The organism is Nocardioides sp. F233 (genome assembly GCF_057813895.1).
Window position 1 is genome coordinate 177160 of record NZ_JBVASH010000002.1, and the last position, 18703, is coordinate 195862.

Annotated in this window: 14 protein-coding genes; 9 read left to right on the forward strand and 5 right to left on the reverse strand. The window is 72.1% G+C overall.

Translation table 11 applies throughout. The features are described 5' to 3' along the window. Window positions 1-61: 61 nt before the first annotated feature. From ACZYRU_RS07290 to ACZYRU_RS07315, 6 genes are all read left to right on the forward strand, one after another. Window positions 62-1483: a CHAP domain-containing protein gene (locus tag ACZYRU_RS07290; protein ID WP_488956419.1), complete on the forward strand. Its 1422-nt coding sequence runs from the start codon at window positions 62-64 to the stop codon at window positions 1481-1483. A gap of 50 nt (window positions 1484-1533) precedes the next feature. After that, a complete protein-coding gene (locus tag ACZYRU_RS07295) occupies window positions 1534-2169 on the forward strand; it encodes a mycothiol-dependent nitroreductase Rv2466c family protein (protein WP_488956420.1) in 636 nt (211 codons plus the stop codon). 104 nt (window positions 2170-2273) lie between these two features. After that, complete coding sequence (locus ACZYRU_RS07300; RefSeq protein ID WP_488956421.1) at window positions 2274-3428, forward strand: peptidoglycan recognition protein family protein; 1155 nt, start codon at window positions 2274-2276, stop codon at window positions 3426-3428. A gap of 35 nt (window positions 3429-3463) precedes the next feature. Further along, a complete protein-coding gene (metG, locus tag ACZYRU_RS07305) occupies window positions 3464-5254 on the forward strand; it encodes a methionine--tRNA ligase (protein ID WP_488956422.1) in 1791 nt (596 codons plus the stop codon). Between the two features lie 101 nt (window positions 5255-5355). Then, the gene (locus ACZYRU_RS07310) at window positions 5356-6246 is read left to right on the forward strand and encodes a GNAT family N-acetyltransferase (RefSeq protein ID WP_488956423.1); all 891 of its coding nucleotides are present in this window, start codon (window positions 5356-5358) and stop codon (window positions 6244-6246) included. 20 nt (window positions 6247-6266) lie between these two features. Next, complete coding sequence (locus ACZYRU_RS07315) at window positions 6267-7160, forward strand: alpha/beta hydrolase (RefSeq protein WP_488956424.1); 894 nt, start codon at window positions 6267-6269, stop codon at window positions 7158-7160. A gap of 19 nt (window positions 7161-7179) precedes the next feature. Here the strand turns inward: ACZYRU_RS07315 and ACZYRU_RS07320 are convergent, their stop codons facing one another. The 3 genes from ACZYRU_RS07320 to ACZYRU_RS07330 are packed head-to-tail and all read right to left on the reverse strand — an operon-like array spanning window position 7180 to window position 11309. After that, window positions 7180-8730 (reverse strand): hypothetical protein, encoded by a 1551-nt coding sequence (locus ACZYRU_RS07320; RefSeq protein WP_488956425.1) that lies wholly within the window; start codon window positions 8728-8730, stop codon window positions 7180-7182. Next, window positions 8727-10085 carry a peptidoglycan-binding domain-containing protein gene (locus ACZYRU_RS07325; protein WP_488956426.1) on the reverse strand — a complete coding sequence of 453 codons (1359 nt, stop codon included), beginning with the start codon at window positions 10083-10085 and terminating at the stop codon, window positions 8727-8729. The genes ACZYRU_RS07320 and ACZYRU_RS07325 overlap by 4 nt, the downstream gene beginning before the upstream one ends. 39 nt (window positions 10086-10124) lie before the next feature. After that, complete coding sequence (locus ACZYRU_RS07330; protein ID WP_488956427.1) at window positions 10125-11309, reverse strand: glycoside hydrolase family 43 protein; 1185 nt, start codon at window positions 11307-11309, stop codon at window positions 10125-10127. A 42-nt stretch (window positions 11310-11351) separates the two neighbouring features. Between ACZYRU_RS07330 and folC the strand changes: the two genes are divergently transcribed. The 3 genes from folC to secA are packed head-to-tail and all read left to right on the forward strand — an operon-like array spanning window position 11352 to window position 16010. Beyond that, window positions 11352-12704 carry a bifunctional tetrahydrofolate synthase/dihydrofolate synthase gene (gene folC, locus ACZYRU_RS07335; protein ID WP_488956428.1) on the forward strand — a complete coding sequence of 451 codons (1353 nt, stop codon included), beginning with the start codon at window positions 11352-11354 and terminating at the stop codon, window positions 12702-12704. Further along, the gene (locus tag ACZYRU_RS07340; protein ID WP_488956429.1) at window positions 12701-13081 is read left to right on the forward strand and encodes a DUF4233 domain-containing protein; all 381 of its coding nucleotides are present in this window, start codon (window positions 12701-12703) and stop codon (window positions 13079-13081) included. The genes folC and ACZYRU_RS07340 overlap by 4 nt, the downstream gene beginning before the upstream one ends. 37 nt (window positions 13082-13118) lie before the next feature. Continuing rightward, entirely contained in the window at window positions 13119-16010 is a 2892-nt protein-coding gene (secA, locus tag ACZYRU_RS07345) for a preprotein translocase subunit SecA (RefSeq protein ID WP_488956430.1), read from the forward strand. Between the two features lie 171 nt (window positions 16011-16181). Here secA and ACZYRU_RS07350 read toward each other — a convergent pair whose 3' ends face one another. After that, window positions 16182-17381: an SGNH/GDSL hydrolase family protein gene (locus tag ACZYRU_RS07350; protein WP_488956431.1), complete on the reverse strand. Its 1200-nt coding sequence runs from the start codon at window positions 17379-17381 to the stop codon at window positions 16182-16184. Between the two features lie 58 nt (window positions 17382-17439). Continuing rightward, window positions 17440-18609, reverse strand: a complete 1170-nt coding sequence (locus tag ACZYRU_RS07355; RefSeq protein ID WP_488956432.1) for an Rv3235 family protein — start codon at window positions 18607-18609, stop codon at window positions 17440-17442. Between the last annotated feature and the right edge of the window lie 94 nt (window positions 18610-18703).

An 18703-nucleotide genomic window follows, 5' to 3' on the forward strand; every position in this document is an offset into this window, starting at 1 on the left:
CTGGAGAGATTTTCGAGGTTTTTGTTGCGTTCTGGTGCTGTTGTGCCCGATGGTGTTCGGCATGCGCACACCAGGCCGGGCCGCGCGCTGGGGGACCACCACTGCCGCCAGTGCGATGTTGGCGTCGTACCTCGTCCTCGCCGGACCCTCGTCCGGACCGGTCCGGGAGCCGTTCGTCCCATCGGCAGGCACCACGTACCTCTGCAGCGGTTACGCCGACTGCGTCCGGGCGGGTTACTCGGACGCCGGCTACGGCGCCGCGAACGGCACGATGTACTGGCGGATGTACTCCGGCCACAACTGCACCAACTACGCCGCCTACCGGATGGTCCAGGCCGGCATGCCGAACACGCGACCGTGGACCGGTGAGGGCAACGCCAGTCACTGGGGCCTCTCCATGGCCTCCATCACCGACCAGACGCCCAACGTCGGCGCCATCGCCTGGTGGGGCAAGTACTCGAACGGTGCCGGATCCGCCGGCCACGTCGCGTACGTCGAGCGCGTGGTGTCCGCCGACGAGATCATCATCTCCGAGGACGCGTGGGGCGGGACCTTCCACTGGCGCTCGGTCACGCGGACCAGCGGGCGATGGCCGACCGGCTTCATCCACTTCGTCGACCGGGCCGCTCCGACTCCGACTCCGACTCCCACGCCCACTCCGACGCCGACCGAGAACGTCTTCACCCAGACCGCGACGCCGCTCGTCGCCGCGCCGCTCGTCGTGAACACGACGGTGACCGCCACCGCCGGCGGCTGGGCGCCGACGCCGGCCGAGAACCGGTGGCGCTGGTTCGCCGACGGCGTGCGGATCGGCGACATCACCGCGCCCGACCTCGCGCTGACCCCCGACCTGGTCGGCAAGACACTCAGCATGCGGGTGGTCGCGAAGTCGGACGGCTACACCACGTACGTCTCGCCCTTCTACGCGCTCGGCCCGGTCCTCGCGGGCATGGTCCACCCGACCACGCCGGCCACGCTGAGCGGTACGCCGGCCCTCGGCCAGGTGCTGACGGCGACGCCCGGGACCTACGACCAGCCCGACGCCCAGCCGGCGTACCAGTGGCTGCGCGACGGGGTCGCGATCACCGGCGCCACCGCGGCGACGTACCAGCTCGCGGCGGAGGACGTCGGGCGCAGCATCGGCGTCCAGGTGAGCGGCACCAAGGCGCAGTACGCGCCGGCCGTCGAGACGCTGACCGCGCCGACGAAGGTGACCAGCCCGGCCGTCGTCACCCTGAAGACGAAGCCGGCCCGCGGCCACGCGATCGTCCGGGTGCGCGTCGACGCCGTCGGCAAGGTGCCCGTCACGGGCAAGGTGCTGGTGCGGATCGGCTCCTGGCAGCGCGAGGTGAGGCTCAGCGACGGCGTCGTGAAGGTCAAGGTGCCGATGGCGCGCGGGACGAAGAAGGTGCGGGTCCGCTACCTGGGCTCGACCGTCGTACCGGCGGCGCCGAAGGTGGTCGGGACCGTCCAGGTGTCCTGACCGGGGCGCTGACCGGGGAATGTCGGCGGCGCCACGTAGGTTGGCGAACCATGGCCGAGAAATCCACCCCCCATGTCGCCGACTTCTGGTTCGACCCGCTGTGCCCCTTCGCCTGGATCTCCTCGCGATGGATCATCGAGGTCGAGGAGGTCCGTGACATCGAGGTCCGCTGGCACGTCATGAGCCTCGCCTACCTCAACAAGGACCGGGACATCCCCGACGCCTACCGCGAGATGCTCGCCCCGGCCTGGGGCCCGGTGCGGGTGCTGATCGCCGCGCAGGAGCAGTACGGCGACAAGGTGCTCCGCCCGCTCTACGACGCCTTCGGCCAGCGCATCCACCTCGAGGGCCGCAGGCTCCACGAGCAGCCCGACGGCGGCCTCGCCCTGATCGCGGAGGTGCTCGACGAGGTCGGTCTCGACCCCGAGCTGGTCCGGGCGGCCACCGACTCGTCGTACGACGAGAAGGTCGCGGCCTCGCACCACGAGGGCATGGACGCGGTCGGCGACGACGTCGGCACGCCCACCATCCACATCGACGGTGCCGCCTTCTTCGGTCCGGTGCTCTCGAAGATCCCGCGGGGCGAGGACGCCGGGCGGCTGTGGGACGGCTGCGTGGCGGTCGCGTCCTTCCCGTACTTCTACGAGCTCAAGCGGACCCGCACGGGCGACCTCGACTTCTCCTGACGTCCGGTGGTGCCCATGGGGCGGGTGTGACTCCGGGCGTGCGATCGGCGACACGCGGGCCAGCCGCTTCCGTCCCTCCCGTCGATGGCGCATGCTCGGGTGGCATGAAGCTCTCGGACCCGTCCCTGCGCCGCCGCGACCTCGCCACGCTCGGAGCCGCCGTCGCGGTGCTACCCCTGGTCGGGCTCGCCCCGAGCCCAGCCGTGGCAGCCCCGGCGACGGCCGGCGGCTGGCTCCGGCTGCGACCTGACGAGGACGGACTCGGCGGCGCACTCGACGTCGCGCTCACCGCGGACCCGCAGGTGGCCGCCCGCGGGGGTGTGCTGCGGACCGCCGAGCAGCGCACCGACCGGTTCGCGCTGCTCGGCGTGACCTGGGCGGCCGGCACCGGGCAGGTGCGCGTCCGGGTCCGGGGTACCGGCGGCGCGTGGGGCCCGTGGCGCAGTGTCCCGACCCTGCGGGACCTGCCGGACGACGGCACCGCTGAGGCCCGGCGTGCTCGCGCCGGCACCGAGCCCCTGTGGGTGGGCGACAGCGACGGCGTCCAGGTCGAGGTGACCGGTGCCGTCGAGCGACCGGTGCTGACGCTGGTCGACCCGGGCGACCACCCGCGCGACGGCGTCGCGGCACGGCCCAAGCGGCACCGCTCGCTGCGCCCGCGGATCCGTAGCCGCCGGGCCTGGCATGCCAACCCCCGCCTGGCCACCGGCAAGCCGAAGCGGGTCCGGACCGTCGAGCAGGTCCACGTGCACCACACGGCGACCGGCAACGACTACCGAAAGCGCGACGTCCCGAGGATCCTGCGGGCCATCTACCGCTACCACACGAAGACGCTCGGCTGGTCCGACATCGGCTACAACTACCTCGTCGACCGGTTCGGCCGGGTCTGGGCCGGCCGCCGCGGCGCCGACGGCGACCGCGACACCCGCGGCGCCCACACCCTCGGCTTCAACCACACCTCGGTCGGGATCGCCGTGCTCGGCAATTACCAGGAGGTCGCGCCCGCGCCGAACGTGCTCGGGGGCGTCGCCAAGATCGCCGCCTGGAAGCTGAAGAAGTACCACCGCGACCCGCTGGTGACCACGCAGGTGCTCTCCCACGGCAGCGACCTCTACCCGAAGGGCACCTGGGTCACCCTGCCCGTCATCGACGGCCACCGCGACACCAACGACACCGAGTGCCCCGGCCAGCTGCTGTACGACGCCCTCCCCGACATCCGGCTGCGCACGGCGCGGAGGATCAAGAAGTCCCGCCGCTGACGGTCGCCGTACCGAGCGACCCTAGGATTCAGGGCATGACGCATGTCCTCTCCGCTGTCGCCTGGCCCTACGCGAACGGCCCCCGCCACATCGGCCACGTGGCCGGCTTCGGCGTACCGTCCGACGTCTTCAGCCGGTACCAGCGGATGGCGGGCAGTGACGTCCTCATGGTCTCGGGCTCCGACGAGCACGGCACGCCGATCCTGATCGCCGCCGACGAGGCCGGGATGACCCCGCAGGAGCTGGCCGACAAGAACCACCGGCTGATCGTCGAGGACCTGGTCGGGCTGGGCATCAGCTACGACCTCTACACGCGCACCACCACGCGCAACCACCACGCCGTGGTCCAGGAGATGTTCCTCGGCGTCCACGAGAACGGCTACTTCGTCGAGCAGACGACGTACGGCGCCATCTCGCCCTCGACCGGGCGCACCCTGCCCGACCGCTACATCGAGGGCACCTGCCCGATCTGCGGGTACGACGGCGCGCGAGGCGACCAGTGCGACAACTGCGGCAACCAGCTCGACCCGCACGACCTGGTGAACCCGCGCTCGAAGATCAACGGCGAGACGCCTGAGTTCATCGAGACCCAGCACTTCTTCCTCGACCTGCCCGCGCTGGCCGACGCGCTGCAGGCCTGGCTCGACGAGCGCGAGGCGACCGGCCTGTGGCGGCCCAACGTCATCCGGTTCTCCAAGAACATCCTCAAGGAGATCCGCCCGCGGGCGATGACGCGCGACATCGACTGGGGCATCGCGGTCCCGCTCGAGGGCTGGCAGGACAACCCGACCAAGAAGCTCTACGTCTGGTTCGACGCCGTCATCGGCTACCTCTCGGCCTCGATCGAGTGGGCCCGCCGCACCGGCGACGCCGACGCGTGGCGCGCGTGGTGGAACGACCCGGAGGCGCTGTCCTACTACTTCATGGGCAAGGACAACATCACCTTCCACTCCCAGATCTGGCCGGCCGAGCTGCTCGCCTACGCCGGCAAGGGGGCGCACGGCGGGAAGGCGCGCCAGTACGGCGAGCTCAACCTCCCCACCGAGGTCGTCTCGAGCGAGTTCCTGACGATGGAGGGCAAGAAGTTCTCCTCGTCGAAGAAGGTCGTCATCTACGTCCGCGACCTGCTGGCCCGCTACCAGCCCGACGCCTTCCGCTACTTCGTCGCGGCGGCCGGCCCGGAAAGCCAGGACTCGGACTTCACCTGGGCCGAGTTCGTGCGTCGTACCAATGACGAGCTGGTCGCCGGCTGGGGCAACCTGGTCAACCGGACCGCGAACCTGATCGCCAAGAACTTCGGCGAGATCCCGGCCGCCGGCCCGCTGGCCGCCGAGGACGAGGCCGTGCTGGCGACCGTTGCGGACGCGTTCGGCACCGTCGGTGACCTGATCGGTCGGCACCGGCAGAAGCAGGCGATCGGCGAGGCGATGCGTGCGGTCGCCGACGTCAACAAGTACGTCTCCGACTCCGAGCCGTGGAAGATCAAGGACGACCCGGAGCGGCTCGCGACGATCCTGCACGTGATGGCGCAGTGCGTGGCCGACCTCAACCTGGTGCTCAGCCCGTTCCTGCCGTTCTCGGCCAACGAGGTCGACAAGGCGCTCGGCGGCACCGGTGCGATCGCCCCGATGCCGGTCATCGAGGACGTCACGGACCTCGACGACGCCGAGCGCAGCTACCCGATCATCACCGGCGACTACGCCGGCTTCCCGTCCTGGGGCCGGCACCCGATCGAGGTCGGGCGTGCGGTCGTCAAGCCCACCCCGGTCTTCGTCAAGCTCGACCCGACGGTGATCGAGGAGGAGCTGGCCCGGCTCGACGGCTGAGCCCTGATCCGCCGGTGGCTGGCTACTACGCGCCCCACCGGCGGATCAAGGCTGACGAAATCCGGTTGTCCGAGCCGAAGCCGGGCGGCGACGATCAGCCCATGAGCAGCGGGTACGACGTCTGGTTCACCGAGGACGCGGGGGAGTTCCTCGCCCGGACGGGCGAGCACCTCGCCCGGGAGCCGGTGACCGGCACGGTCGTGACGACCATCGCCCAGCGGATCCGCGACAGCGGCCGTGGTGGCCTGGTCCACTGCTGGTTCGCGGTGGTCACCGGACCCGACGGTGAGCTGGCGGGGATCGCGATGCGCACGGCGCCGTTCCCGCCGTACCCCGTCTACGTGCTGGCGATGCCCGACGACGCGGTGGCCGCGCTGGCCGCCGCCGTGCTCGCGCGCGGGGAGGACGTCGGCGGAGCCACCGGTCTTCGGCCGGCGGCCGACCTGTTCGCCGCGGCGATCGCGGACGGGACCGGCCGGACCGTCGTCAACGGCCTGCACCACCGGCTGTTCGAGCTCGGCACCCTCGTCGAGCCGCGCCCGGTCCCGGGACGGCTGCGCCCGGTCCGCGCCGACGAGGCCGAGCAGGCCCTGGCGTGGGTCCAGCAGTTCTTCGTCGACGCGGACGAGCAGGCCGGCCGCCTCGCCGGGCACGACGGCGAGGCCGCGGCGTTCGGCATCGAGGACGTGCGACGCAAGCTCGCCGAGGAGGTGCTCTGGTACTGGCAGGACGCCGAGGGCCGGGTGGTGCACCTGATCGGCGCCAACCCGCCGGCGTACGGCGTCAGCCGGATCGGCCCGGTCTACACGCCGAAGGAGGAGCGCGGCCGCGGCTGGGCCGCTGCAGCCGTCGCCGCGGTGTCGCGGCAGCTGCGCGAGCGCGGCGACCGGGTCATCCTGTTCACCGACCAGGCCAACCCGACGTCGAACGCGCTCTACCAGGTGCTCGGCTACGAGCCGGTCGTCGACACGGTGCGGATCGACCTCGTCTGACGGCCCCCTAGGGTGCGGGCATGGCCCTCCACCCCCAGGCCCGCGCCGCGGTCGCCAACGCCGCCGGCGAGCTCGCCGTCACCGACCCCGCCTTCGACATCGCCGCCGAGCGCGAGCGCGCGCAGGCCGCCGCGGCCACCCAGGCGCGGCCCGAGGTCGCCGAGGTGCGCGACGTCGACGCGGGCGGCGTACCGGCCCGGCTCTACCTCCCGGAGGGGTACGACGCCGTGGTCGTCCACGCGCACGGCGGCGGCTTCGTGCTCAACGACATCGAGGTCCACGACGCGGCCGCGCGGCGCTTCGCCGACATCAGCGGGATGGCGGTGCTCAGCGTCGACTACCGCCGCCCGCCGGAGCACCCGTTCCCCGCGGCGCCCGACGACCTGTCCTCCGCGGTGCGCTGGCTCGACGGCCAGCCCGACCTGGCCGGCCTGCCGACCTTCGCCCACGGCGACAGCGCCGGCGGCAACCTCGCCCTGGTCGCGGCCCTGCGCCACCCCGGCCGGTTCGCGGGCGTCGCGCTCGTCTACCCGTTCCTCGACCCGACGGCGTCCTTCGACTCCTACCGGACCGCGGCCGACGGATTCGAGCCCGCGGAGGCGGCCTGGTACTGGCAGCAGTACGCCGCCACCCCGGCCGACCTCGAGCATCCCGACCTCGCCCCACTCCTCTCCGACGCTCTCGGCACCCTGCCCCCGACGCTGGTCACCACTGCCGAGCACGATCCGCTGCGCGACGAGGGCGAGCACCTCGTGCTCCGCCTCGCCGAGGCCGGCGTCGAGGTGGTCGGCACCCGGTACCTCGGGCAGGTGCACGGCTACTGGCGGCACGCCGACGTCTTCGACGCCGCCGAGCCGACGATGTGGCAGGTGGCCGGCTGGATGCGGATGCAGCTGCGGCGCCGGGCCCGCTGAGCCGCCCCTCGCCTCCGGCTCAGCGCTCGCGGAGCACGACGACGTCGCCGTGCCCGCCGTAGCCGAGCCGGGCGGCGAACGGGTTCGTGCCGTCGAAGGTGACCATCAGCCAGCGGCCGTCGTCGTCGACGAGCACCTGGGGGTGCGGGATGTTGGAGCCGTACGGCGCGTCCAGGCGCCCCACCCGGCGCAGTGCGAGGTCGTAGACCGGGTACTCCCGGGCGTCGCCGTCACTCGCCAGCAGCAGCCAGCGGTCGGTGTCCCGGACCAGGACGGTGCCCTCGGACTGGTGCCGGCCGCGGTCCGCACCGACCGCGATGAGCTCGGTGAACGGGTCGGTTGCACCGGTGCGGGCCAGCGCCGGGTGGAAGTCGAACGGCGACTGGGAGGGGCTCTCGACGTACGCCCACCGCCACGCCCCGTCGATCCGGGTCAGGGAGGGATCCCACGTGTCGAGGTCGGTCGGCAGGGCCACGGGGGTCGTCTCGAGGACGTGCACACCGCGGAGCAGGTCGGCGGTGCTCGTCGTGGCCCGGACGTGCACCCCGGACCCGTCGAAGTCACCCCACGAGGTGTTCGCGACCAGCCACCGGTCGCCGTCGCGGACCAGCTGCCCGGCGTGGTCACCCACCAGAAGGCCGCCGCGCCGCGTGTAGAGCTGCGCGACCTGCTCCATCGCCGTCGGGTCGGCGGGGTCGAAGGCGAAGACGCCCCAGTGCGCCTGCTGGAAGAAACCCGGTCCGGCACAGGTCCAGGTGATGAAGTGCCGCCCGTCCTCGACGTACGGGCTGCCGTCGGCGTGCTGCACGAGGTGGGGATCGCGCAGGCCGGTCATGCCGAACAAGCCCGCGCGGACCCGGGAGACCCGGCAGGCGCCGGAGCGGGCGCCCCAGTGCACGCCCATCGTGGCCAGGGTCCGCGGGTCGCGGAGGTCGAGCCGGTCGGCGATCGGCGACCGGGCGGACGCCAGCGCCTGCCACGCCCCTGTCCCGGATCGCACGAACGCGGTCGCCCGGTTCTCGCACAGCACGAAGCCGACCGTGAACGGGCCGTCCGGCAGGGGCGCTCGCTCCCGGGCCAGTGACGACGTGCGACCGTCCACGACCAGCACGAGCTCGGCCTCGCCCCGACCCGGGTCGAGCGCCAGGTGCACACCGGTCCGTCGGTCCGCGGACGCGAGGCCTGCGACGAGGACGCCGTCGCCGGGGTCGGCCACCTCGACCTCGACCCCGACGAAGGGTGCGGGCAGCGCCACCTCCTCCCGGGACTCGCCCGCGACCTCGTCGCCGACGACGAGGTCCACGAGGACGAACCCGGGTGCCACCAGCTCGACGGGGTGGAACCGGTGCGCCTCGGCGAAGCGCACGCCCAGCAGCGAGCGTCGCGGTCGGGGCGCGGAAGCGCTGCCGGCCGGGGAGGGCGGAACCGTCAGGGGTACGGCGGACGGGTGCGACGTCGCGCCCGGCCTCGGTCCGGCGGGGGCGCCGGTGCCGCACGCGGAGACGACGGCCGCCACGGCGAGGGTGCCCAGGAAGCCCCGCCGGTCGATCCGGTCGGGCCCGCTGCTCACGGGCAGACCCGGTCCTGCAGCCTGCTCCAGGTGGCGGGGTCGAGGGCGCCGGTCGTGGTGAGGCCGTTGTCGGCCTGCAGTGCGCGGACGAAGGCGGCCGTCTGCTCTCCGAAGCGGCCGGGCACCAGCTTGTCGGGGTTGTAGCCGGCCTCCCACAGCATGTACTGCAGCTCCAGGGTCCAGAAGCGGTCGTTGCCGACGGGTTCGGCGTCGTCGACCCCGTTGAGTGGCGGGAGGTCGGCGGCGTCGTACGAGCACGCGCAGTAGGTCGCCGCCGTGGCCTCCTCAGCGACGCCGATGACGTAGGTCGTCGTGTCGGTCGACGTCATCCGCGCCTCGCAGGCGCTCACCGCGTCCGGGAACGGGCCCAGGTAGGGCACGACCGACAGGTTCACCTTGTTCGTGAGGTGGCTCAGGTTGGAGCAGGACTGCTCGGGCCGGAGGTAGGCGCGGCCCTCCGCACGGGGGAAGCGGTCCAGGGCGTCGCCGGCCGTGGCGGCCGGCGTGGACCCCTCGGACGAGGTGAGGACCACGATGAAGTCGCTCCCGCACGCGAGGTCGTGCAGCGGGTAGCCGATGCCGAGCGGGTCGTCCTCGGCGGCGCCGGGCCCGCTCGACTCGCCGCTCCCGCCGGGGCCGGCGTCGGTCGAGGACGAGGTCGGCGTCGAGGTGCCCGGACCGGAGCGGGCCGTCGTGGGCCCGTCGTCGTTCCCGAGCGCGTGGACGAGCACGGCGACACCGGCTCCGCCGCCCGCCAGCAGCAGGACCACGAGCGCGACGAGACCGACGACCAGGCCGGTACGGCGCCGGCGCGGTGGCAGCGGCGGGAGGACCGGGAGCGGCTGCGCCCGTACCGGGAGCGGCGCCACGGGGTGCGCCGCGGCCGGCGGCGGAGGCGGGACGGTCGCGGCCGCCCGGGGCTGCGGCTGCGGTTGAGGCGGGGGAGGCGGCTGTCGGGGCAGCGTCATGGCGGCCGAAGCAGGGGCCGAGCCCGGTCCGGCAGTCATGGCGACCCGGCGGGTCCGGACCTGGTCCTCGCCCACCCGGCCCACGGCGAACCCCAGCACGGCCAGTGCCCATCCCGCTCCGGCGACCTCCGTCGTACCCCGGTCGCGGGCGAGCTGCTCGGCCGCCGCGTCGAGGGCTGCCCCAGGGGCGGCGCCCCGGTCCAGCATCTCGGTCAGCCGGGCGAAGCCGCGCAGGCGGACGGCGTCGACGAGCAGGTTCAGCTCGCCCGTCGTGATGCTGTCGGAGGAGAGGAAGTCGTCGACGGCCGCGCGGAACGGCTCCGCCTCGTCGAAGACCTGCGGGCCGGCGGTGCGCGAGAGCTCGGCGAGCTCGTGCTGGATCTCCACGGATGCAGTGTGTCTGGACTAGACCGGTGTGCCTCGGGGTCAGCCGGGGTCGATGACCTCGAGCGTGCCGTCGTCGCGTTGCCACAGGCCGGCGATGTGCAGCTGCCGGGTCCGGCCCACCTGGTCCCAGGCGTGGTAGATCAGCCGCAGCGACGTGTGGTCGACGAACGCCGACGCGCCGCCGGGGCCCAGACGTCCGGTGGAGGTGGTCGAGAGCAGCGGCTCGCCGTGGTTCTGGCGCACGCACGGCCCCTCCGGTCCGGCGCAGATCGCGTAGCCGGTCGCGTAGTCGGCCCGCTCCCACGAGTTGCCGGAGTAGAAGAGGTAGGTCACGCCGCGGAACTGGACCATGCTCGGGTTCTCGATCGTGTTGCCCTCCCACGGCCGGTCGAGGGTGAGCAGCTCCCGGGTCTGCGAGCCGTCGGCGAAGCCGGTGCCGTCGGCGTTCAGCTGGCGGATGAAGAGTCCGGCCGGGCGGCGGTTCACGACGCCGGAGAACTTCCACAGCAGCCACGGGACGCCGTGCTCGTCGACGAACACGTCGGGGTCGATCACGCCGAGCTGGGCCTCGTCGTAGCAGATCGGCTCGCCGACCGGCCGGAACGGACCGGCGGGGGAGGGGCCGCGGGTCAACCCGATGCAGTTGTGCCGCTGGCCGCCCTGGGTGCCCGCCGGCGCTGCGTACGCCGCCGTCCAGCCGTTGCCGACCTTGCCGACGCCCGGTGCCCACAGGTCGCGACCGCCGTCGCCGCTGCGCACCCAGCCGGCGACCTCGATCGGGTCGACGCGGCCGCCGCCGCTGGTGGCCAGCGGCGTCCAGGTGGAGAGGTCGCGGGAGGTCAGCACCGGGAGCTGAAGGTGCGAGGTGTTGGTGGCGTAGGCGTACCAGCGGCCGTCGTACCGGACGATGTCGGGATCCGCGAACACCCCGCGGTACGCCGCCCCCGGCTGCCACCGGGTGCTGCTCCCCGCGATCCGGACCGGTTCCGGCCGCCGCTGCGCCGGGAGCTGCTGGGCCAGGCGCTCGGCCAGCTTGGCCAGGTCCTGCATCTCACCGGCCAGCACGTCGCTCGGCAGCGCGGTGGGCAGCTCGCTCGCCTCGGGGATGAGCGGCGCCTCGGTGGAGGTCGGCGTCGCCGTCGGGGAGTCGTCGCCGGCAGCCGAGCACGCCGAGAGCGCCATCCCCGCGGCCACCACCACCGCAGCCAGTCCCCGAGCTCGCACGCTTTCCTCCCTCCCGCGGCCACACCCTAGACTTCGACCGACATGAACGAGCCTGTAGCGCGACCAGCCGAGACCTTCGACGAGGCCGAGGACGCCCTCCTGTCCCGGTGGCCCGAGACCCGGCTGGAGCCCTCGCTCGACCGGATCCGCGCCTTCACCGAGCTGCTGGGCGACCCGCAGCACGCCTACCGCTCGATCCATCTGACCGGCACCAACGGCAAGACGTCGACGTCGCGGATGATCGACGCGCTGCTGCGCGCCCTCGACCTGCGCACCGGGCGGTTCACCAGCCCGCACGTCGAGAAGATGAGCGAGCGGATCAGCGTCGACGGCGAGCCGCTGGACGACGAGGCGTTCGTCCGGGCCTACAACGACGTGGCGCCGTACATGCCCCTGGTCGACGCCGCCGAGGCCCACCCGCTCAGCTTCTTCGAGGCCGTCGTCGGCATGGCGTACGCCGCTTTCGCCGACGCGCCCGTCGACGTGGCGGTCGTCGAGGTCGGGATGGGCGGCTCCTGGGACGCCACCAACGTGATCGACGCCGACGTGGCCGTCGTGACCCCGATCGCCGTCGACCACGCCAACTACCTCGGCGGCACCGTCGTCGAGATCGCCCGTGAGAAGGCCGGCATCATCAAGCCCGGCTCCGTCGCGGTGCTCGCCCAGCAGAGTGCCGACGTCGCCGCCGTGCTCCTCGAGCGGGCGGCCGAGGTCGGCGCGACCGTCGCCCGCGAGGGCCTCGAGTTCGCCGTCGTCGCCCGTACGCCCGCCGTCGGCGGCCAGGTGGTCACCCTCCAGGGCCTCCGCGGCCGGTACGACGACCTGTTCCTCTCCCTCTACGGCGCCCACCAGGCGCAGAACGCCGCCACCGCCCTCGCCGCGGTCGAGGCCTTCGTCGGCGGCGACGAGCCGCTCGGCGACGACATCGTGCGCGGTGCGTTCGGTGAGATCACCTCGCCCGGCCGGCTCGAGGTCGTCCGGCGCAGCCCCACCGTGCTGCTCGACGCCGCCCACAACCCGCACGGCGCCGAGGCCACCGCGGCCGCGCTGGAGGACTCCTTCCAGTTCGACCCGGTCGTCGGCGTCATCGGGGTGATGGGCGACAAGGACGCCGAGGGCCTGCTCGCCGCCTTCGAGCCGCACCTCGCCCACGTCGTGGTCACCCAGAACTCCACCGAGCGGGCGATGCCCGCCGACCAGCTCGCCGAGATCGCCCGCGAGGTGTTCGGCGAGGACCGCGTGACCGTCGTACCCCTGCTCGGGGACGCCATCGACGCCGCCGCCGGGCTCGCCGAGTCCGGCAGCAACGACGCGCTCAGCTCCGGCGCCGTCCTGGTGACCGGCTCGGTCGTCACCGTCGGCGAGGCACGGGTGCTGCTGGGAGGCCGCAAGTGAGCGACGAGCGCGAGAAGTCGCCCCGGCGCGCCATGTGCGCCGCCGTGCTCTCCCTCGAGGCGATCGCGGTCGGCCTGTCCACCCCGGTGATGATCGGCATCTCCGACATCAGTCCGGGTGTCGCGCTGCCGCTCGGCCTGGGCCTGGCGGTCCTGTGCGTGCTGGTCGCGGGGATGCTGCGCCGCGAGTCGGCGTACCTCCTCGGTCACGTGCTCCAGGTCGGCGCGGTCGCGCTCGGCTTCCTGGCCCCGCTCATGTTCGTCGTCGGCGGCATCTTCGCCCTGCTCTGGGGCACGGCCTACGGCCTGGGCCGCAAGATCGAGAACGAGCGGGCCGCCGCCTTCGCCGAGTACGACCGGCAGCGTCCGACGCCGTGAACTCTGAGTGCTGGTGACCGCTGGGTAGAGTGGCGGCGTGCCAGTGATCATCGACAAGCTCCTCCGCATCGGAGAGGGCAAGATCCTCCGCCAGCTCGAGGGCATCGCGAAGGCGGTCAACGCCATCGAGGACGACTTCAAGGCGATGTCCGACGACGAGCTGCGGGGCATGACCGACGAGTTCCGCAAGCGCCTCTCCGAGGGCGAGGACCTCGACGACATCATGCCCGAGGCGTTCGCCACGGTCCGCGAGGCGGCCCGCCGCGTCCTCGGCCAGCGTCACTTCGACGTCCAGGTCATGGGCGGCGCGGCGCTGCACCTCGGCAACATCGCCGAGATGAAGACCGGCGAGGGCAAGACCCTGGTCTCGACGCTGCCGGCGTACCTCAACGCCCTCGAGGGCAAGGGCGTCCACGTCGTCACGGTCAACGACTACCTGGCCAAGTTCCAGTCCGAGATGATGGGCCGCGTCCACCACTTCCTCGGCCTCACCGTCGGCGTGATCCTGCCGAGCATGCGCCCCGACGAGCGGCGCAAGGCCTACGCGTGCGACATCACCTACGGCACCAACAACGAGCTCGGCTTCGACTACCTGCGCGACAACATGGCCTCCTCGCTCGAGGAGTGCGTGCAGCGCGGCCACAACTTCGCCGTCGTCGACGAGGTCGACTCGATCCTCATCGACGAGGCCCGGACCCCGCTGATCATCAGCGGTCCGACCCAGGACGAGGTGAAGTGGTACGGCGAGTTCGCCAAGATCGCGCAGAAGCTCACCAAGGACGTCGACTACGAGGTCGACGAGAAGAAGCGCACCATCTCCGTCCTCGAGGACGGCATCACGCGGGTCGAGGACCACCTCGGCATCGAGAACCTCTACGAGTCGGCCAACACCCCGCTCATCTCCTTCCTGCACAACTCCATCAAGGCCAAGGAGCTGTTCCGCAACGACAAGGAGTACGTCGTCATGGAGGGCGAGGTGCTCATCGTCGACGAGCACACCGGCCGCATGCTGGCGGGACGCCGCTACAACGACGGCCTGCACCAGGCCATCGAGGCCAAGGAGGGCGTGAAGGTCCGCGAGGAGTACCAGACCCTCGCCACCGTCACCCTGCAGAACTACTTCCGCCTCTACGAGAAGCTCTCCGGCATGACCGGTACGGCGCTCACCGAGGCCTCCGAGTTCGACAAGATCTACAAGCTCGGCGTGGTCTCGATCCCGACCAACAAGCCGATGCAGCGCAAGGACCAGCCCGACCTCGTCTACCGGACCGAGGAGGCCAAGTACGACGCCGTCGTCGACGACATCGTCGAGCGCCACGAGAAGGGCCAGCCGGTGCTGGTCGGCACCGTGTCCGTCGAGAAGTCCGAGTACCTCCACCAGGCGCTGACCAAGCGCGGTGTCGCCCACTCGGTCCTCAACGCGAAGGTCCACGCCGAGGAGGCGAAGATCGTCGCCCTCGCCGGCCACAAGGGGGCCGTCACGGTCGCCACCAACATGGCCGGTCGAGGCACCGACATCATGCTCGGCGGCTCCTACGAGTTCCTCGCCGACGCCGAGCTGCGCAAGCAGGGCCTCGAGCCCACCGGTGAGACGGCCGACGACTACGACGCCGCCTGGCCCGCGATGGTCGAGCGGATGAAGAAGCAGGTCGAGGCCGAGCACGACGAGGTCAAGGACCTCGGTGGCCTCTACGTCATCGGCACCGAGCGCCACGAGTCGCGCCGCATCGACAACCAGCTCCGCGGTCGTTCCGGCCGCCAGGGCGACCCGGGCGAGAGCCGCTTCTACCTGTCCCTCCAGGACGAGCTGATGCGGCTGTTCAAGTCCGACTGGGTCGACCGCGTGCTCCTGCTGCTCAAGATCCCGGACGACGTCCCGATCGAGAACAAGCGGGTCACGAACGCGATCGCCAACGCCCAGGGCCAGGTCGAGTCGCAGAACTTCGAGTCCCGCAAGAACGTCCTCAAGTACGACGACGTGATGGACCGCCAGCGCAAGGTCATCTACGGCGAGCGCCGCGAGGTCCTCGAGGGCGTCGACCTCGAGGAGCAGGTCCGCACCTTCATCGACGACGTCGTCACCGGCTTCGTCAACGGCTCGCTCGACGAGTTCTCCGAGCAGTGGGACCTCGAGCAGCTGTGGACCGACCTCAAGCAGTTCTGGCCGGTCTCGATCTCCTGGAAGGACCTGGTCGAGGAGGCCGGCACCCAGGCCGGGCTCGAGAAGTCGCACCTCATCGAGGCTCTCAAGGAGGACGCCAACACGGCGTACGACCGCCGCGAGGAGGAGGTCGGCGAGGAGGTCGCCCGCGAGCTCGAGCGCCGCGTGCTGCTCTCCGTGCTCGACCGCAAGTGGCGCGAGCACCTCTACGAGATGGACTACCTGCGCGAGGGCATCTACCTGCGGGCCTACTCGCAGCGCGACCCGCTGGTCGAGTACCAGCGCGAGGGCTTCGACATGTTCGCCGCCATGATGGACGGCATCAAGGAGGAGACGGTCGGCTTCCTCTTCAACCTGGAGGTCCAGGTCGAGGACGACGACGAGGAGATCCACTACCACGCCGACGGCACCGCCCACGCGGGCCCTATGCACGAGGGCGCGTTCGCCGAGCCGCCGCTCGGTGTGGGTCTCGAGGCCGGCGGCGAGATGGACCTCGCCTCCATCTCCTCCGACCTGAAGGCCGCCGCGCCCAAGGTCACCGCCAAGGGTCTCGATGCCCCGAAGCAGCCGCAGAACCTCACCTACTCCGCGCCCGACGAGACGGGTCACGAGGAGGTCCGCGGCAGCGGCGCCGCGTCCGTCGACGACGACGAGTTCGGCGACATCGGCCGCAACGCGCTGTGCCCCTGTGGCTCCGGAAAGAAGTACAAGCGCTGCCACGGCGCCCCCGGTGGAGCCTCCGGCTACACCACCCGCGTCAGCGGCTGAGTTGTTGCTCGTCGAGTAGCGCCGCAGCGAGGAACGAGCGAAGGCGCGTATCGAGACGCCTCACAGGGGTCTCGATACGCGCCTTCTTCGTCGGTCGCAAGCTCCCGACGAAGAGCGCTACTCGACCTTCGGTCGTGAGCCTGCGCGTTCGCAGGCTCACGCGCAGCGACCTCACTGGAGGGTCATCCGCGGCTCACCGTTGAGCAGCCCGGTGCTGGTGCGGACGCAGGCGCCGCCCTTCGGCGTACCGCCGTTGTAGGCCTGCCGCACGCACGAGCGCACCGCGAGCTGGCCCCAGTAGTTGGGGTGCAGCGACTCCTGGATGAAGTACGGCGAGTCGCCGGCCGTGGTGACCGTGCGGATCTGGTTCACCCACTCCGTGCGGTCGACCGCCCCGGCGCTGGTCCAGCCGGCGATGCCGACCTCCTCGTACAGACCCACGCCGGACTCGCACAGCCGGCGGCCGTTGAACGTGCTGGCCAGGTTGAGCGTCTTGGCGTTGGTGATGCCGGCCTGCGTGATCGCGCCGGTCACCGTGTTGTTGATGGTCGGCAGTGCCGAGCTGTTGGCCCAGTCGGCGTCGGCGTTCCAGAAGCCGCAGCCGCCGGTGTTCTGGCGGGTGTAGCCGCTCTGGCTGTAGCGGAACCCGGAGCCGCCCGGGACCGGCGAGGGGTAGGTCTGCACGAGCATCGTCCACTGGCTGTCGGCGTACCCGGCGTTGCGCATGGCGGTGCGGACGTTGGTCAGGGCCCCGGCAATCCGGGTCTTCACCGCGGAGATGTTGGCGCTGGTGAAGTTGCTGGTCACGCTGCTGTCGTCGTTGCAGTAGTCCTTCCACCACGACGGCGAGAGCAGGAAGTCCTGGACGCACTGCTGGACGATGCCGGCGAAGTTGAAGTCGTTGCCGCCGATCGAGACCACGACCATCTTCACGTTGCTCGTCGTCGCCAGCGTCTGCAGCGCCCGCGCCTGCCCGACGCCCTCGCTGCCGCTGTAGAAGTCGAGGCCCGGCTTGAACGTGTCGCCGGTCGCGGTCGCCGCCTTGGCGCCCGAGCAGGCCAGGTTGACGCTCTTCACGCCGCCGCCGATGTGGATCTCCGCGCTCTTCGAGCGGTGGCAGCGGTCGATCGCCTCGCCGGTGCCCGAGGCGTTGTCGTAGTACGCCGTGGAGCCGAGCGCGTCGGCCCGGGAGCTGCTGCTGTTGGAGGAGCCGGCCCACCGGCCGGCCTCGCCCGAGATGTAGGAGTCGCCGACCGACACGACGGTGGGCGTGCCCACCCCCGGACCGTCGGCGTGGGCGGGGGACGCGGTGAGCGGCGCGACGAGCGCGGCTCCGGCGACGGCCAGGGCGGCCGTGAGGGTGCGGATCATGGCCGCAACGTAGTGACTCACGTCACACCTGAACAAGGGTCACGTTCAGGAGAATTTCTCACGAGAAGTCGAGTGCGGTGCAGATCCAGCGCTGATCGGCCCGCTCGAAGCGCGCCGCGACGGCCCGCGAGCGGTCGCCGTGGCGCACGTGCACGCCGCACTCGACGACGTCGTCGGTGATGAAGCAGGCGTGCACGCTCTGCACCCGCGGCCGGACCGGCTGCACCCGGGCCAGTCCGGGCTGGTGACCGCCGGCGCGGGCGACGAGGAGGGCGCGGCGGTGGAGGTCGGCGTACACGTCACGGGTGGTCCAGCGGACCAGCTGGGAGACCGGACGGTCGCCGCCGACGATCTCGACGGCGGCCTGGACGAAGCGGTGCGTCCACTCCTCGATGGCGTGGCGCAGCCGCTGGTCGATCGGTACGACGACCGCGCCCGGCCGCGCCGGCGGCCGACGCCGTGACCGTGCCGGCGAGCGGGGCGGCGACTGGCGGGGGAGCAGGGCGAGGGCGAGCGTGCCCTGCGTGGGGCTGACCGGGACCGGCACCCGGAGGCCGACGAGCTCGTGCTGGACAGCGGACATGGTTCCTCCTGGGGTGGGCGGGTCAGGCGGGCAGCCGGAGCGTCTGCCCCGGCTGGACGAGGTCGGGCTCGGAGCCGAGGGCGTCGGCGTTGAGTGCCTGCAGCCGGAGCCAGTACGACGCCACCTCGGCCGCGACGCCGCCGGGCCGAGGCGCCGCTCGGCGATGGTCCACAGGGAGTCGCCGGCGCGGACCGTGACGACCGCAGCGGTGAGCGATCCGAGCCGCGGGGCGACCGGCCGGTCGGGGAGGGGCAGGCCGGCGAGCGCCTCGGCGCTGAGCGTGGCGCCGGCGCCGACCGGGGTGTCGCCGCCGGCGTGGGCCGGTGCGGTGGCGAGGACGGTGATGCCGCAGGCGGCGAGGAGGGCGAGCCGGACGGGGCCGGCTGCCCGGCGTGAGGACAGGCCGCGCGAGCGGAGCACGCCCCAGGCCACCTCGGTGGTCGCCAGCCAGAGCAGTGCCCCGGCGACCGGGGCGGCGGCCGCGCAGGCCTGCACCAGGGCGTCGGTGAAGGCCGGTCCCGGCGCGGTGACCAGACCGCGGACCAGGGGTGCCGTCAGCGCGACGAGCCCGGCCTGCGCGGCCGTGACGGTGAGCCAGAGCAGGGTGGCGCGGACGCGCACCCGGCCGGCAGCGGCGAAGTCCATCCCGAGAGAACCTTTGCGTTTGCTTGCGTTTGATTCAGGATGAATTCGTTCAATGGCGTTGTCAACCAATGGTTGTGGAACCTGTGGACGGGCG

Coding starts and splice junctions, on each gene's coding strand:
- ACZYRU_RS07290 (WP_488956419.1), top strand. CDS start 62: ATGCGCACACCAGGCCGGGCCGCGCGCTGGGGGACCACCACTGCCGCC.
- ACZYRU_RS07295 (WP_488956420.1), top strand. CDS start 1,534: ATGGCCGAGAAATCCACCCCCCATGTCGCCGACTTCTGGTTCGACCCG.
- ACZYRU_RS07300 (WP_488956421.1), top strand. CDS start 2,274: ATGAAGCTCTCGGACCCGTCCCTGCGCCGCCGCGACCTCGCCACGCTC.
- metG (WP_488956422.1), top strand. CDS start 3,464: ATGACGCATGTCCTCTCCGCTGTCGCCTGGCCCTACGCGAACGGCCCC.
- ACZYRU_RS07310 (WP_488956423.1), top strand. CDS start 5,356: ATGAGCAGCGGGTACGACGTCTGGTTCACCGAGGACGCGGGGGAGTTC.
- ACZYRU_RS07315 (WP_488956424.1), top strand. CDS start 6,267: ATGGCCCTCCACCCCCAGGCCCGCGCCGCGGTCGCCAACGCCGCCGGC.
- folC (WP_488956428.1), top strand. CDS start 11,352: ATGAACGAGCCTGTAGCGCGACCAGCCGAGACCTTCGACGAGGCCGAG.
- ACZYRU_RS07350 (WP_488956431.1), bottom strand. CDS start 17,381: ATGATCCGCACCCTCACGGCCGCCCTGGCCGTCGCCGGAGCCGCGCTC.
- ACZYRU_RS07355 (WP_488956432.1), bottom strand. CDS start 18,609: ATGGACTTCGCCGCTGCCGGCCGGGTGCGCGTCCGCGCCACCCTGCTC.